Below are 14,583 nucleotides of genomic sequence, written 5' to 3' on the forward strand. Positions count from 1 at the left end.
CGCGGTACGGGCGGATGGGGGGCGGGGTTGCTTGGCGGAGAGGGGTTGCGCGGCGGGGTGGGATTGCTCGGCGGGGTGGGATTGCTCGGCGGGGCGGGGTTGCGCGGCGGGGCGGGCCTGCTCGGCGAGCTGGACGCGCTGCGCGAGCGCACCCGGCGCGACCGGCGCGGGCACTGTCTGCCGATGCAGGCGATCGGCGCGCTGGCGCTGGGGGCGATCCCGTTCTACCGGCCAGCACCCGACCCGCGCCGGGCGTGTACTGGCTGTTCGCGCTGCTCGCGGGCCTGCTGCTGACCACGTGGTGGTACCGCAGGCGCGCGGAGGCCTCCGGGCTGGAGACGTCGACGAAGGCGTACGCGCGGGTCACCCTGGCCGGGCTGCTGGTGGTGCTGGGCATGTCGCTGGTGCGGGCCGCCGCCGCCGAGGGGCGCGGGGCGCCGGCGCGGGAGATGGCGGCGCTGCGGGCACTGCTGGAGCGCCACGAGCGGTGACGTCCCCCGCCCCGTCCGGGTGATGAACCACCCTGACGGGGCAGGCGTTTCCGCTGACGCGACGCGGGTACGCCGGGTGGAATACCCGCCACCCGGAGGAGTTCAGGGCACATGGCCGAGATCACCGCGCACCACGGGCTGTTCAAGGACACCAACCTGCACGTGGACGACACCGGCGGTCCCGGCCGCCCGGTCGTGCTGATCCACGGGTGGCCGCTGTCCGGCGAGTCGTGGAAGCTCCAGGTGCCCGCGCTGGCGGCGGCAGGCCACCGGGTGATCACCTACGACAGGCGGGGCTTCGGGCGCAGCGACAAGCCGCGCGGGGGCTACGAGTACGACACGCTCGCCGAGGACCTGCACCACCTGCTGGCCCAGCTGGAGCTGACCGACGTGGTGCTGGTCGGGTTCTCCATGGGCGGCGGCGAGGTCGCCCGGTACGTGGCCAAGTACGGGCAGGAGCGGCTGCGGGGCGTCGTGTTCGCCTCGGCCGTGCCGCCGTACCTGGCGCGCACCGCCGACAACCCGGAGGGTCCGCTGCCCGCCGAGAAGGCCGAGGAGCTGGCCGCCGGGCTCAAGGACGACGAGAGCACGTTCTACGACACGTTCGTCACCGACTTCTTCTCCGTCGACGGCGAGCTGAAGGTCACCCAGGAGCAGTGGCGCGAGGCGCGGGCGCTGTGCGACGAGGCCGACCACCGGGCGGCGCAGGGCTGCATGGCCGCGTGGGCGGGCACCGACTTCCGGGCGGACCTGCCCGCGATCACCGTGCCGACGCTGGTGATCCACGGCGACAGCGACGCGACGGTGCCGTACGAGGGTTCGGGTGAGCGCGTGCACGCGGCGATCCCCGGCAGCCAGGCGCACGTGGTGGCGGGCGGGCCGCACGGGGTGAACGTGAGCCACGCCGAGGAGTGGAACCGGGTGGTGCTGGAGTTCCTGGCGCGCTGACGTCACGGGCCAGGCTGCGGGGCGCCCCACGACCGGGAGCGCCCCGCAGGCGGGTCAGCCGAGGGTCCAGCGCTGGTTGCGCCCCCCGTTGCAGCCGTACGCGCCGACGACGGTGGTCGGCGTGCCGCGCGGGTACTCCTGGTCGAGGCAGTCGCCGCTGCTCAGGTTGGCGAACTGGACCTCCTCGCTGCCGGTCTCCTCGTCGTGCCGCACGACCCAGCGCTGGTTCTGGCCGTCGTTGCACGGGTACGCGCCGACGCCGGTGGTCGGCACGCCGCTGGGCGACTTCTGGTCGAGGCAGTCGACGGGCGGCGCGGTGTTCCACACCTCGGCGACGTTGGGCCGGTACCAGACCAGGAACCAGTGCTGGTTCAGGCCGCCGTTGCAGCCGTAGGCGCCGACGCCGTTGGTCGTCACGCCGCTGGGCGACTCCTGGTCGAGGCACCAGCCGCTGGCGGAGTTCCGCACCGGGGTCCCGGTGGGCTCGCCCGGCGTGAAGCCCGCGTCGACCCAGCGGGTGCGCGGACCAGCGCCGGTGAAGGTGATCGGGGTGCTGTCGGCGGAGTAGCCGACCACGTCGGAGTCGCGCGAGCGGTCACCGCCCGCGCCGAACGCGGTGGCGCGGTGGCCGTCCGGGATGACGACCTGCACGAGGTAGGTGTCGGCGGGCAGGTCGGTGAAGCTGTAGAAGCCCTTGTCGGAGAAGGTGGTCCGGAACATCCACCCCTCGGTGTCGTCGAAGCTCCAGAGGAAGACCTCCAGCCGGGCGGCCACCTCGGTGTTGGACCGCACCCCGTCGCCGTCGGAGTCCAGCCAGACCAGGCCGGATACGGTGTTCTGGCTGACCGCCGCGCTCCCGGACGCCACCCGGTAGGGCACGCCGGTCCGCTTGGGCGGCAACTTCTGCCGCTCGACACCCGGTGATCGCTCCACTGGTCCGGCTGGGTCGGCTTGAGCGGTCATCGCCCCGAGCGGGAGGAGGGCCAACGCGCACGCGACCGCGGCCAAGCGCCTCATGGTCTTCACCACCTAGGACGGCGGTCGGACGCCGCCGCCAGCGCGATGGTAGAAGCTCGTGACGGCGGACACAGCGGCCGAGGGGCTGAAGATCGCTGAGACAGGTGACGTCCAGGCACCGGAGGTTCCACCCGTTCGGGGCAGCGGTGGGGGTGGGTGGTGGAGCGGGTGGCGCGTCAGCTCAGGCGCCAGTTCTGGTTCTGGCCGCCGTTGCACAGGTACGCGCCGAGCACCGCGGTCGGCGTGCCACCACAGGATCACCTGGACCGACGCGGGCGGCTCGCCGACGTCCCGGTAGCCGCCCCCGTTCACGTCCTGCCGCGAGCAACCGCTTCCCCGCTCCGCGGTCATCACCACCCCGCAGGCGCGGCCGGGAAGAGCGAACCGGGCCACGCGCGTGGCGTGACCCGGTTCGGTGGTGCTGGTGGAACGTCAGTCGTTCAGGTACCACTTCTGGTTCTGACCGCCGTTGCACAGGTACGCGCCGAGCACCGTGGTCGGCGTGCCGCGCGGGGCCTCCTGGTCGAGGCAGTAGCCGCTGCGCTGGTTGATCGACAGCGCGGGCTCGCCGTAGAGCTCGTTGTGGTGCAGCACCCAGTTCTGGTTGGTGCCGCCGTTGCACGGGTAGGCGCCGACGCGCGGCGTCTGCAGGCCGTTCGGGTACTCCTGGTCGAGGCAGTAGTCGGACGAGAAGTTCTCGAACCGGACGATGCCGAGGTGCTCGGTGAAGTCCCACTTCACGTCCCACACCTGGTTGATGCCGTTGTTGCAGTGGTGGACGCCGACCGTGGTGGTCGGGAAGCCCTGCGGGGACTCCTGGTCCAGGCACCAGGCGCTGGCGCTGTTCTTGACGCTGTAGCCGTAGTAGTACTCGGACGTGATGAAGCCGCCGTCGACGCCGCGCTGCGCGGGGCCGTCGTCGACGAAGTGGACCGGCATGCTCAGGGCGACCGGGCCGACCATGTCGGAGTCGCGCTGGCGGTCGCCGCCCACGCTGATCCTGGTGGGGATCAGCCACGTGCTCACCGGCTTGACGTCCACCCAGACCTGGTACATGCCCGCGGGCAGGTTGTAGAACGCGTACGCGCCGTTGCCCTGCGAGTAGGTCTCGGTCTCCGTCGGGACGCCGTTCACCTCGCCGAGCAGGACGACGCGGGTCGACAGGCCGGACTCGCTGTCCCCCCGGTAGCCGTCGTTGTTGAAGTCGTTCCAGAGCCGACCGGCGATCGTGTTGTTGCCGACCGCCTGGGCGGACATGTCGTTCCTGCTCGCGCGGGCGAGGAAGTCCTCGGGGGACGACTGCCCCGCGAGCGCCTCGCTGACCTTGACCCCCACGCGGTCCTGCTGCTCGACCGGCTCCTCGGCCTGCGCGATCCCCGCCCCCAGCGGGAGTGCCACGAAAGCTGCGCACGCCACGGACAACCAGCGTCTCATACGACTAGCCCCCTAGTGCGGCGGACGAGCGCCACCGCCGAAGCGATGCTAGATCGAGATCAACGCACCCCGGTATAGACCTGATGGCCCAATCACCCTCCCTTGTGGAGCAACGCGGAAAATCGCTTGCGCCACAAGGGAAGAACTGCTTTCAGGGGTGCCTGCTTTGGTCGCCGAACGTTCGGGTCACCAGGAAGGCCGAACCGACCGGGTCACACTTCCCGATCGGTTCGGCCCGGCGACTCACCCCGCGAGGGTCCACACCCGGTTCGGGGCGCCGTTGCAGCGGTGCGCGCCGACGCCCGTGGCGGGCGGACCGAGGGGCGACTCCCGGTCGAGGCGGTCATCTGGACCCGGCAGACGCCCGCCCCGCGCTGAAGCCGTACCCACCGCTACGGGAGAGCGTGCTGCCGACCAGCACCCAGGCGCTGCCGACCTGGCCGTACTCCCACAACCGGATCCCCTGGTCCCGGGCCAGTCATCGCCACCCCGGAGACCGTCGCGGCGCACGCGACGGCGAACCACTTCTTCATGTCATTTCCCCCAGCGCGGCGGACGTTCACCGCCGCCACCACGAGGTTAAGCACGAAAAGCGGGCAACCCTTTATAGGGGTGCACACCGCCTTCAGGTTTCCCCGGAGTGCCGAACCCGCCGGGAAAATGCTCAGTCCGCCACGTACCACTTCTGGTTCAGCCCGCCGTGGCACGCGTGGACGCCCACCCCGCTGGTGGGCGGGCCCTGCGGGGACTCCTGGTCCAGGCACTCGCCGGTGCGCACGTTGGCGACGGTCATCGGCTCGCCCTGCAGCTCGTTGTGGTACACCCGCCAGCGCTGGTTCACGCCGCCGTGGCACGGGTGCACGCCGACCTCGCTGGTCTTCTGGTCACCGGGGAACTCCTGGTCGAGGCAGTCCCAGTTCCAGCCGCCCCACACCTCCACCACCTCGGTGGTGATCCAGTAGAAGTACCACTTCTGGTTCCGGTCGCCGTGGCAGCGGTAGGCGCCGACGCCCGCGGTGGGCGGCAGCCCGTTCGGGGCCTCCTGGTCCAGGCACCAGTGGTTGGCGGCGCTCTTGACGGAGTTCCCGGTCGACCGTCCCGGCACCAGGCCGGCGTCCACCCCCCTGGTCTCGGGCCCGCCGTCCGCGAACACCACGGGCAGGCTCTCGGCGTTCGGGCCGAGCACGTCGGAGTCGCGCTGCCGGTCGCCGCCCGCGCCGAACCGGGTCACCGCCTCGGGGCTCGACGCGGGGACCCACACCTGGACCTGGTAGCTGCCCGGCGGAACGTCGGTGAACGCGTACGCCCCGCCGTAGGAGGTGACCCGGACGGCGCTCCAGCCCGCGGTGGGGTGGTGCGTCCAGAGCCGGATCTCCAGCTGCGCGGCCGACTCGTGGTCCTGGCGCACGCCGTCACCGTCGTCGTTCCACACCCTCCCGGCCACGGTGTTGCCGGTGCTGGTCGCGCCGAGCGAGGCCCGGTTGCCGCTGCCGCCGTCGACGATCACACCCGTCTTCTCGGGCACGGCCCGCTCCGGGGCCGACATGTCGGGTTCCGCGGCCGAGGCGCCGGGCGCCCCGAGCGGCAGCAGCGCGATCGCGCACGCGACGGACAACCAGCGCCTCATGTCGTGCCCCCTCGGACGACGGGCGCGCGCCGTCGCCAGCGCGATGCTAGAACGGCGGAAAACCGCAGGGCAACGACCTGATGGTGGAACCCGAATGGCGGATGCGACCGGCTCGGGAGGCGCCACCGCGGCCCCCCACCCGGTCGGGTGGGGGGCCGCGGCAGGGGTGTCGGCTAGGACGCCGCGCAGCTCAGCGTCGGCGCGGTGTTCGCGCCGCGCGTCGTGCCGAGGAAGCCGAACGCGGTGCTCGCGCCCGCCCCCAGCGACCCGTTGTACGACGCGTTGCGCGCGGTCACGGTCGCGCCGGACGAGGTGACGTCGGCGTTCCACGCGTTGCTCACGGTCTGGCCGTCCGCGAACGTCCAGGTCACCGTCCACGACTTGATCGCCTTGGACCCCGCCGTGACCCGCACCTCCGCCTGGAACCCGCCCTGCCACTGGCCGGTGGTGGTGTAGCTCGCGGTGCACGAGCCGGTGGGCGGGACCGTGGTCGTGGTGGTCGTCGTGGTGGTGGTCGTCGTCGTCGTGCTGGTGGGCTGGTTGCCGCCGCCGTAGATCGACGCCTCGCGCGAGGTGGCCTTGATCCCGTTGGCGCCGTTGAAGATGCGCTGCCCCCACGTGGTCAGCCTGGCCGGGTCGAAGTCGGTGGCCATGTCCAGGATCGGATCGGTGTTGCCGCTCCACGACCAGCCCAGGTAGCCCATCCCCCTGGCCTGCGCCTGGGCGAGGATGGTCTCGTGGTCGACCTCGCCGGAGGCGAACTTCCAGCCGAACTCGCCGATCACCAGCGGCCACCCGTTGGCCTGGAAGCGGTCCAGGTAGTCGATGATGCTGGCGGGCGTGCTGAACACCGCGTACATGTGGATCGACAGCACGGTGTTGCGCTGGGTGTCGGCGTCCAGGACGCGCTGCGCGTTGTCGCGCATGACGTACTGCCAGTCCTGGCCCCAGTTCGGGCCGTCGACCATCAGCAGGTGCTGGAACCCGTTGGTCCGCATCTTCTTGACCGCGTTGACGGTCGCGTCGGTCCACTGGGCGGCGTTGGTGTTGCCGATGGGCTCGTTGCCGATGTTGATGACGACGTAGTCCTCCTGGCCGACCAGCGCGGACTTCTGGGAGATCCAGTAGTCCACCGCCTCGTCGAGCGAGGCGGCCGCGGCCTCCTCTCCGTACCCGGTGGTGTCGTGCACCTCCAGCACGCAGATCAGCTTGTTCTGCTTGCACAGCGCGATGACCGCGGCGGTGTCGCTGGACGGCCCCCACCGCTTGCCGCTGCCCAGCACCACGCGCACCGTGTTCGAGCCGAGCGCCTTGACGTCGGCGAACGAGCTGGTGCGGCCGGTGTACCAGACGTGCGGGTGGTTGACCCCGCGCATGACGAACGGCTGCCCGTTGGCCTCCACGATCTTCGTGCCGCTGACGTGCAGGCCGACGGCGGCTTGCGCCTGCGGCGGTTGGGCGACGACCACGAGGCCGGCGATGGCCAGCAGCGTGGCGCCGAGCAAGGCGAATACCCTGGTCATGACAGTGACCTCTGCGTTGAGGGGACCGTGACGCGGTCCGAGCATGGTTGGTGAACGGGGGTTCGACAACCCCGTCGAACGCTTCGAGCCCGGAGCGGGCGGTTCGACGGCGAATCGACTCGAGCCGGCCCTCAGCCGCACGGGCGCGGGCGCGCCGACCTGCCCACGGCGCTCGCCCCGGTCACCCGGTCACCACGAGGTCACCCGGCCTGCGCGACGCCCGCCCGCTCCCGCTCCCCCGCCCGCCGCAGCGCGAAGAACACCGCCGCCACCACCAGCGCGCCCCCGGCGTACCCGCCGACCAGCTCCCCCACCCGCCCGGCGAAGTTCCCCGCCAGCGGCGGGATCACCAGCGAGAGCGCCGCGACCAGCCAGGCGATCCGCCGGTGCACCCGCCCGACCGGCAGGCACGCGGCCAGCGCGGGCACGGTCCACAGCAGGTACCAGGGCTGGATCACCGGGCCGAACGCCACGAAGGCCGCCATCATCAGCCCCAGCGCGGCGATCGGCTCGACCCGGCCGCGCAGCTGCCGGTGCAGCACGCGGGCGAAGCAGCCCGCGATGACCGCGTACCCGATCAGCTTCCCGACCCCGATCATGGTCTGGGTGATCGTCGCCCCGAACAGCGCCCCGATCCCCCCGGTGAGGAACCCGAACCAGTTCGTCGGCGCCATCCAGCTGTTGACCCCGCCGGACGTGCCGAGCGTGAACAGCCACCCGAACCCGACCCCGGTCGCCAGCGACAGCGCCGCGAACACCACCACCGACGCCACGACCATCGCGGCCCCGGCGAGCACGAACCTCCCGTGACCGCCGCCGAACCGCCGGGCCAGCGCGGTCCCGACCACGGCCAGCGCGATGATCGCGGGCAGCTTCACCGCCGCCCCCACCCCGATCAGCGCGATCCCGGCGACGAGCTGCCACCGGTCGACCTCGCCGGTGAGCGCGGTCAGCGCCAGCGCGACGCCGGAGAGCATCAGCCCGACCATCAGCGCGTCGTTGTGCACGCCCGCGACGAAGTGCCACAGCACCAGCGGGTTCAGCGCGCCCAGCCACAGCGCGGTGCGCCGCGACACCCCGGCGAGCACCGCGAGCCGCTGCACCGCCCACACCACCAGCAGCACCCCGAGCAGCGCGAACGCCCGGTGCAGCAGCACGCCGACGACCGGGTCGCCCGGCGCGGCGGTGGCGATGGCCTGCTGGATCGCGGTGGTCAGCGGCCCGTACGGCGAGGGCGTGCCCTGCCAGTGGTCGCTCACCCGCGAGACGATCTCCGAGCCGGCCCCGAGCGCCTGCGCGGGTCCGAGCTCGTACGGGTCCATGCCGCGCGCGGCGATCTCGCCCTGCGCGAGGTAGCTGTGCACGTCCCCGCTGAACAGCGGCGGCGCGACGACCAGCGGCGCGGCCCACAGCGCGAGCGTTCCGCGCAGCCAGGCGACGGCGGGCAGCCCGTCGGGGGTGCGGGCGGTGCGGCCGAGCAGCGACCACGCCAGGACCAGCAGTCCGACGCCGGAGACGCCCGCGGCCAGGGCGGTGACGGCCACGGCGGGTGGCGGGTCGGTGACCAGGAGCGCGGTCCAGGCGGCCCCGGTGAGCAGGAGCGTCGCGACGACGCCGAGCCAGCGCGGCACCTCGGGTGACGCGGACCACGCCGTCGCGCGCGCGGGAGCGGAGCCGGGGGCGGGCGTGGCGCTGGACGCGGAAGTGGCCTGGACCACCGAAGCGCTGGGCGTCTCCACGCCGGTCACGCCCGCGCCCGGCACGTCCGCGCCGGTCGAGCCGTCGACGGCGGTCGTGTTCTTCCTGGCGGGGTCGGACATCCGGGGCCTCTCCACTGGGCGGCGCGCACCCCATGATCGCCCGGCGGGCGACCCCGTCGCGTCGGACCACGGGCGTAGCCGGGGTACGACCACGGGAGGACAACCTATGCGGCCGAACGCCGTGATCAGCGGGTTTTCCCGGTGATCCGGGTCTCTCCCGCGCGCGCGACCGGCGAGGGGGACACGTGCGCCATTTGGCCTGCGGCGGTAGGGGGTGCTACCGATTGTGATCAACTCGTTCGGTCGCCGAAGCCGGACGGGGGCGGGGCGTCGTGGACGCTGGACGAAGCAGGGGCACCCGCGTGGGGCGGGGCAGGGGTTGTGAGGGAGCGGGCGAGTGGGGCTGTTCGACCGGTTGCTGAAGGTGTTCAACATCGAACCGGCGAGCGCGAGCACACCGGTCCAGGTGCAGCAGGAGCCTCCCGCGTTCGTGCCGTTCCCCGACGCGGGGCCGACCGCGACGAAGGTCCTGGCGATGCCGCTGGCCGAGCAGGAGGGCCCCAACCCGACGCGGGCGCTGATGACGTCCTCGCCGAACGCGATCGCCTGGGTGCCGCCGGGCACCTCGGTGTGGGTGCCGGACGCCACGCTGCCCGGCGGGATGCTCTACTACGGCAGGCTCCCGCAGGGCAGGCCGCAGGGGAACCGGGACGGCGAGGTCATCGACCCGGCGCTGCCGATCGACTGGGACGTGCCCGACTACGGCGGCCGGGACGTGCCCGAGCAGCCCGCGTACCACTCGCTGACCCCGCAGGCCAGGGCCGCGTACGTGCTGTGGCTGGAGAGCGGGCGGCGGGCGACGACCGCGCACATCGGCTACGTCTTCCTGTACTTCTACGGCCTGGAGCGCCGGGCGCTGGTGGACGCCGCGCGGGACCCGGCGGCGAAGGCCGACCTGCCGCGCGTGCTGGTGGAGGTGACCCGGCTGATCGAGGTGTACGGGCACCACGCCGGGTTCCGCGCGCAGGCCGAGGCGTTCCAGCAGGTGCTGCGGGTGCTGGGCGGCGGCGACGTGTTCGCGCCGCCGGACCCGGCGGTGCTGTCGGCCGAGGAGGTCGCGCACGACCTGGCCGTGGGGATCGGCGGTTTCGTCGCGGACGAGCGGCCGGTCCCGGCGGAGTGGGCGTGGGCGTGGGCCATGGCGCACCCGGCGGTGTCGCTGAAGTCGGCGGCCACCCGCTACCCGGAGCTGTTCCGCGCCCTGTTCCACGCGCGCTACCGGGCGCAGCACGGGCCGGGCATGGTGGTGCGCCCGCTCAAGCGCAGGGTGAAGCTGTCCTACGTCCCGGCGAACCCGGCGATCAAGTCGGCGGCGCTGTCGGCGGACCTGCCGGACGTGATCAGCGCGGCGGCGCCGACGAAGGTGCTGACGGCGCTGGTCGACTCGTGCACCGAGGACCTCGGCCCGTACAGCAGGCTGCTGGCGCGCAACGCGGACGCGGCGGGCACGCTGACCGCGCTGCTCCTGCTGCCCGCCGAGCTGTTCGACCACCCGTCGCCGGTGCTGGCCGACCCGTCGCCGGAGCTGGAGGAGCTGCTGGACCTGATCGACGAGGCGCTGCCCGGCCGGACCTGGCAGTGCGGCGTCGAGGTGTCGGACCTGGTGGCGCTGTGGCCCGCGCGCGCGACGGGCAAGTTCACCAAGGCGGACGCGGTCGGCATGGCCGAGCTGCTGGGCAGGCTCGGCGTCGGCATCGAGCCGGACGCGCGGCTGGGCGGCCCCGTGCAGTCCGAGGGGCCCGCCGTGCTGTTCCGGGTCACCGCCGAGCAGCCGAGGGAGCTGACGCCCGCGTACGCGTCCGCGACGGCGCTGCTGCACCTGGCGGCGGTGGTGTCGACCGCCGACGACGAGGTGTCCGACGCCGAGTGGGGGCACCTGGTCGCGTACCTCCAGTCGCGGCTGGACCTGACGCCGGGCGAGCGGATGCGGTTGACCGCGCACCTGGACTGGCTGCTGGTGTCGCCGCTCAAGCTCACCGGGCTGGCGAAGCGGATCAGCGTGCTCGGCGACGAGCAGCGGGCGCAGATCGCCGAGGTGGCGAGCGCGATCGCGGCGGCGGACGGGGAGATCTCGGAGAGCGAGGTCGCCGTGCTGCGCAAGATCTACAAGCTGCTGGGGCAGGACCCGGACTCGGTGCGCACCGGCATCGTGGCGTTCCGGGAGGCCGAGACCAAGCCGGTCTCGGTGCTCCAGGGCGGGACGGACGGCGGTGGCGGCGGCGAGGTGGCGGCGATGCTGACGTTCGAGGAGGAGCAGGACAACGGCTGAGCCGGGCGTCACCGTCACCCGGCCGCGCGCTCGACGGGTCGCGGCGTGTCCGTTATGTACCCCAGGTATGTACCCTGGGGCGGCAGGAGTTCGTGCTGCCGACCCGAGGGGTTCTCCCGTGCTGCGACGCCACCGATCCGCGCTGGCCTGCGCGCTGCTGCTCGCGCTGACCGCCTGCACCGGGGGTTCCGGTGACTCCGGCGGACCTGAGGGGGCCGCCGGTGGGAGCGCGACCACGAGCAGCGCGCCGCCGCCGCGCAAGGTGTACGTGTCGGTCGGCGACTCCTACGCGACCGGGTTCCGCCCGCCCGTCGGCGGGCAGCGGGGCGGGTCGTCGGAGGACGCGTTCAGCCACCTGGTGGCCGAGCGGGCCGACCTGCGGCTGGTCAACCTCGCGTGCAGCGGGGCCACCTCGGCGGACCTGGTGGGCGGGGCGGACTGCACGCCCGGCAACCGGGCCCTGGACGCGCCGGAGACGGCGGGCCGCACCCAGGTCGACGCGGCCGTCGCCGAGCTGGAGGCGAGCGCCGGGCAGGTCGGGCTGGTCACGGTGGTGATCGGCGGCAACGACCTGATCCCGTGCGCCTCCCAGCCGCAGCAGGCGGTGGTGGCGTGCGCGACGCAGGCCGTGACGCGGATCAAGGCCAACCTGGCGACCGCGCTGCCGAAGCTGCGCGCGGCGGCCGGGGACGCGCCGATCGTCGGGCTGACCTACCCGGACGTGTTCCTCGGCGCGTGGGTGAACGACGAGGTGCCGGGCGGGCAGCGGTTGGCCGAGCTGTCGGTGTCGCTGTTCCGGGACTTCTTCAACACCTCGCTCAAGGCCGAGTACGACAAGGTCGGGGCGCGGTTCGTGGACGTGACCGAGGCGACCGGGGCGTACCGGCCGCTGGCGGAGCTGGTCCCGGACCCGGTGCACGGGCAGATCCCCGGAGCGGTGGCGACGGTGTGCGAGCTGACGTACTTCTGCGAGCTGACCGACGTGCACCCGAAGCCCGCCGGGCACGAAGTGATCGCGGACGGGGTGCTGCGGGCGAGCGGTCTGTAGCGGGCGGGCTGTAGCGAGCGGGCTGCAGCGGGCGGGCTGCAGCGGGCGGCTGGTCGGCTGCGGGCGGCCGGTTCGCGCGGTGTCGTTTCCCCGCCGATCGTTCCCGCCGCGCCCGTTCGCGGTGGTCTCCCCCGCTTGCCTCATCCGCTCGGCGCCCCGGTCGTTACCCCCGCTGCCCCGGGGGGCGGCCGAACGGGTGGTGTGCGGCCTCCCGGTGACACATGTCCGCCTCCTCCGCCGATCACCCGGTGACCGGATGCTGAGGAGCGGACATGGGGTGGAAGCGGCGCCTGCCCGCGCTGGCCGGGTGGTCGGCGGTGGCGGTGCTGGTGGTCGCCGCGGCGGCCACCACGCCGGGGGCGACGCGGGCGGAGCGGGTGCGCGCGGTGGACCCGGCCGAGTCCGCTCCACTGTGGACGGTCACGGCGACCTTCCCGGTGACGGCGACCAACCCGGCGGCCAGGGCCCCTTCGGAGCAGCCCTCGGTCACCCCGCCGCCGGTCGCGCCCACGACGACGACCACCGGCGCGTCCAGCGCCGCTCGGCCGACCGGCGCGACCACGTCGGTCAGCACGACCACCTCCCCCGCCGCGCCGGGCACTCCGCTGCGGGCGGTGGACGCGGTGGTGGGCACCGGGCGGCCCCCCGTGCGCTCCCCCGCCTGCTCCGCGCCCTCCGGCGCGGTCGCGGTGTTCCGGCAGCCGTGCGCGGGGGCGGCGGTGGGGCTGTGGCAGCGGGTGGAGCTGGACGTGGGCGAGCTGGACGAGGACAGCGGGATCGCGCTGGTGCTGCGCACCTCCACCGACCGGGACGGCGCGCCCGCGCCGGTCAGGGACCTGGTGGTGGGATGGGCGGACGAGCCGGGCCGGTGGTCGCTGGTGGTGCGGATCGGCGCGTGGTGCGTCGGCGACCGGACCGGCGCCGAGCTGCTCGCCTACCGGTTCCCCGCGCGCGGCTGGACGGGTCTGGCGGGCCCGGAGCTCGCGGGCGGCGCGGTGGTTCCCCCAGGCAGCGGGCTCCTGGACCGGGTGCCGGTCACCAGGGCCGACCAGACCCCGGATTGCGAGGATCGGTGAGCGGTTCCAGATCGGGACGGGCGGCGCGGCGGGACGGGGCGGCGCGGAACGTGGCGCTGATCGCGGCCGTGGGCGCGGCGGTGGGCGTGCTGTCGCTGCTGGTGGCGTTCAGCGACCGGGTGCGCGGGGACGGCGGCGAGGCGTCCGCGGCGGGGTCGGGGGCGGGGCCTGCGGCGCTGTCCGGCAGCGCGACGAACCGGCCGGGGGCGGTGAGCGGCGGGGTTCCGGCGTGCGGCGACCCGACGCCCGCGGACGGGGTGCTGGTGGTGTTCCGCGCGCCGTGCGGGGGTGTGGTGGACGGGCCGGTGGCGGTGGTGGAGCTGGAGGTGCCCGCGTACCCGGCGGAGGGGGCTCTGGTGCTGGTGGCGCGCGAGCTGACCGGTCCCGACGGGGTCCCGCACGAGCGTCCACCGGTGCGGGTGCTGACCCCGGTGGACGCGGGCACCGCCGATCCGGGGCGCGGTGGTCCCGGCGGGTGGGCGCGGGCGGTGCCGGTGGGCGAGGAGGGGGTGTGCACCAGGAGCGGCCGGGTGGAGCTGCTGCTGTACCTGCTGGGCGGGGCGGAGGCGTGGGGGTGGCGCGCGGGCGGGGAGGTGAGCGTGCCGCAGGGCGCGAAGCGGCTGGGCTCGGTGGCGCTGACCAGGTCCGACCGGGGCTGCTGAGCGCGGGGCGCCGATTCGGCGGCGGGGGTGGACGTGGGTCACAATCGGGTGCGGGATGACACCGGGGCGCGCGGGCGTTCCCCCTGGTGGACCACGAACCAGCCGAGGAGCGACACCTGATGACTGCTGTGACCGAGCGCGCCGTTCTCGCGGGCGGGTGCTTCTGGGGCATGGAGGACCTGTTCCGGCGGCACCCCGGTGTCCTGGACACCAGGGTCGGCTACACCGGGGGCAGCGTGCCGAACGCGACCTACCGCAACCACGCGGGGCACGCGGAGGCGATCGAGATCGTCTACGACCCGGCGCTGCTGTCCTACCGGCAGGTGCTGGAGTTCTTCTTCCAGATCCACGACCCGACGACCCTGGACCGCCAGGGCAACGACATCGGCACCAGCTACCGGTCGGCGATCTTCTACGACACCGACGAGCAGAAGGCGGTCGCCGAGCAGGTGATCGGCGAGGTGGACGCGTCGCGGAGGTGGCCGGGCAAGGTGGTGACCGAGGTGACGCGGTCGAGCGAGTTCTGGGAGGCCGAGCCGGAGCACCAGGACTACCTGGTCCGCTACCCGGACGGGTACACGTGCCACTACGTGCGGCCGGAGTGGCAGCTCGGCGAGCGCTGAGCGGTTGGGCGCTGGGCGGTTGGGCGCCGGGCGGTTGGGCGCCGG

General features: G+C 73.6%; 13 protein-coding genes. 8 read left to right on the forward strand and 5 right to left on the reverse strand.

What is annotated here, in order from left to right:
* Nucleotides 1-45 precede the first annotated feature (45 nt).
* The 3 genes from AMIR_RS37525 (at nt 46) to AMIR_RS20655 (ending at nt 1,439) form a co-directional block, all read left to right on the forward strand.
* A complete protein-coding gene (locus AMIR_RS37525; protein WP_015802888.1) occupies nt 46-294 on the forward strand; it encodes a hypothetical protein in 249 nt (82 codons plus the stop codon).
* On the forward strand, nt 255-491 hold the full coding sequence (locus AMIR_RS20650; protein ID WP_015802889.1) for a hypothetical protein: 237 nt from the start codon (nt 255-257) through the stop codon (nt 489-491). Before AMIR_RS37525 ends, AMIR_RS20650 begins: the two co-directional genes overlap by 40 nt.
* A 111-nt stretch (nt 492-602) precedes the next feature.
* Nucleotides 603-1,439 carry an alpha/beta fold hydrolase gene (locus AMIR_RS20655; RefSeq protein WP_015802890.1) on the forward strand — a complete coding sequence of 279 codons (837 nt, stop codon included), beginning with the start codon at nt 603-605 and terminating at the stop codon, nt 1,437-1,439.
* Between the two features lie 54 nt (nt 1,440-1,493).
* On the opposite strand, the gene AMIR_RS20660 is transcribed toward AMIR_RS20655, so the two are convergent.
* The 5 genes from AMIR_RS20660 to mptB form a co-directional block, all read right to left on the reverse strand.
* Entirely contained in the window at nt 1,494-2,456 is a 963-nt protein-coding gene (locus tag AMIR_RS20660; protein ID WP_015802891.1) for an RICIN domain-containing protein, read from the reverse strand.
* A gap of 432 nt (nt 2,457-2,888) precedes the next feature.
* The gene (locus AMIR_RS20665; protein WP_041836905.1) at nt 2,889-3,854 is read right to left on the reverse strand and encodes a ricin-type beta-trefoil lectin domain protein; all 966 of its coding nucleotides are present in this window, start codon (nt 3,852-3,854) and stop codon (nt 2,889-2,891) included.
* 700 nt (nt 3,855-4,554) lie between these two features.
* Nucleotides 4,555-5,517, reverse strand: coding sequence for a ricin-type beta-trefoil lectin domain protein (locus AMIR_RS20670; protein WP_015802893.1), 963 nt, complete (start codon nt 5,515-5,517; stop codon nt 4,555-4,557).
* A gap of 173 nt (nt 5,518-5,690) precedes the next feature.
* Complete coding sequence (locus AMIR_RS20675) at nt 5,691-7,040, reverse strand: cellulase family glycosylhydrolase (RefSeq protein WP_015802894.1); 1,350 nt, start codon at nt 7,038-7,040, stop codon at nt 5,691-5,693.
* 200 nt (nt 7,041-7,240) lie between these two features.
* Complete coding sequence (gene mptB / locus AMIR_RS20680; RefSeq protein WP_015802895.1) at nt 7,241-8,860, reverse strand: polyprenol phosphomannose-dependent alpha 1,6 mannosyltransferase MptB; 1,620 nt, start codon at nt 8,858-8,860, stop codon at nt 7,241-7,243.
* Between the two features lie 337 nt (nt 8,861-9,197).
* On the opposite strand from mptB, the gene AMIR_RS20685 reads away from it, so the two are divergent.
* From AMIR_RS20685 to msrA, 5 genes are all read left to right on the forward strand, one after another.
* On the forward strand, nt 9,198-11,129 hold the full coding sequence (locus tag AMIR_RS20685) for a tellurite resistance TerB family protein (protein ID WP_015802896.1): 1,932 nt from the start codon (nt 9,198-9,200) through the stop codon (nt 11,127-11,129).
* 118 nt (nt 11,130-11,247) lie between these two features.
* Nucleotides 11,248-12,177 carry a GDSL-type esterase/lipase family protein gene (locus AMIR_RS20690; protein ID WP_015802897.1) on the forward strand — a complete coding sequence of 310 codons (930 nt, stop codon included), beginning with the start codon at nt 11,248-11,250 and terminating at the stop codon, nt 12,175-12,177.
* Nucleotides 12,178-12,449: 272 nt separating this feature from the next.
* Nucleotides 12,450-13,253, forward strand: coding sequence for a hypothetical protein (locus tag AMIR_RS39370; RefSeq protein ID WP_015802898.1), 804 nt, complete (start codon nt 12,450-12,452; stop codon nt 13,251-13,253).
* Nucleotides 13,250-13,915, forward strand: a complete 666-nt coding sequence (locus tag AMIR_RS20705) for a hypothetical protein (protein ID WP_041836909.1) — start codon at nt 13,250-13,252, stop codon at nt 13,913-13,915. Before AMIR_RS39370 ends, AMIR_RS20705 begins: the two co-directional genes overlap by 4 nt.
* A 119-nt stretch (nt 13,916-14,034) precedes the next feature.
* The gene (gene msrA, locus AMIR_RS20710) at nt 14,035-14,538 is read left to right on the forward strand and encodes a peptide-methionine (S)-S-oxide reductase MsrA (RefSeq protein WP_015802900.1); all 504 of its coding nucleotides are present in this window, start codon (nt 14,035-14,037) and stop codon (nt 14,536-14,538) included.
* Nucleotides 14,539-14,583: the final 45 nt, after the last annotated feature.

Source organism: Actinosynnema mirum DSM 43827 (assembly GCF_000023245.1).
Taxonomy (GTDB): domain Bacteria; phylum Actinomycetota; class Actinomycetes; order Mycobacteriales; family Pseudonocardiaceae; genus Actinosynnema; species Actinosynnema mirum.

Excerpts from the sequence above, each read along its gene's own strand:
- AMIR_RS20655 (WP_015802890.1), top strand. The coding sequence starts at position 603 with ATGGCCGAGATCACCGCGCACCACGGGCTGTTCAAGGACACCAACCTG.
- AMIR_RS20660 (WP_015802891.1), bottom strand. The coding sequence starts at position 2,456 with ATGAGGCGCTTGGCCGCGGTCGCGTGCGCGTTGGCCCTCCTCCCGCTC.
- AMIR_RS20670 (WP_015802893.1), bottom strand. The coding sequence starts at position 5,517 with ATGAGGCGCTGGTTGTCCGTCGCGTGCGCGATCGCGCTGCTGCCGCTC.
- AMIR_RS20675 (WP_015802894.1), bottom strand. The coding sequence starts at position 7,040 with ATGACCAGGGTATTCGCCTTGCTCGGCGCCACGCTGCTGGCCATCGCC.
- mptB (WP_015802895.1), bottom strand. The coding sequence starts at position 8,860 with ATGTCCGACCCCGCCAGGAAGAACACGACCGCCGTCGACGGCTCGACC.
- AMIR_RS39370 (WP_015802898.1), top strand. The coding sequence starts at position 12,450 with ATGGGGTGGAAGCGGCGCCTGCCCGCGCTGGCCGGGTGGTCGGCGGTG.
- msrA (WP_015802900.1), top strand. The coding sequence starts at position 14,035 with ATGACTGCTGTGACCGAGCGCGCCGTTCTCGCGGGCGGGTGCTTCTGG.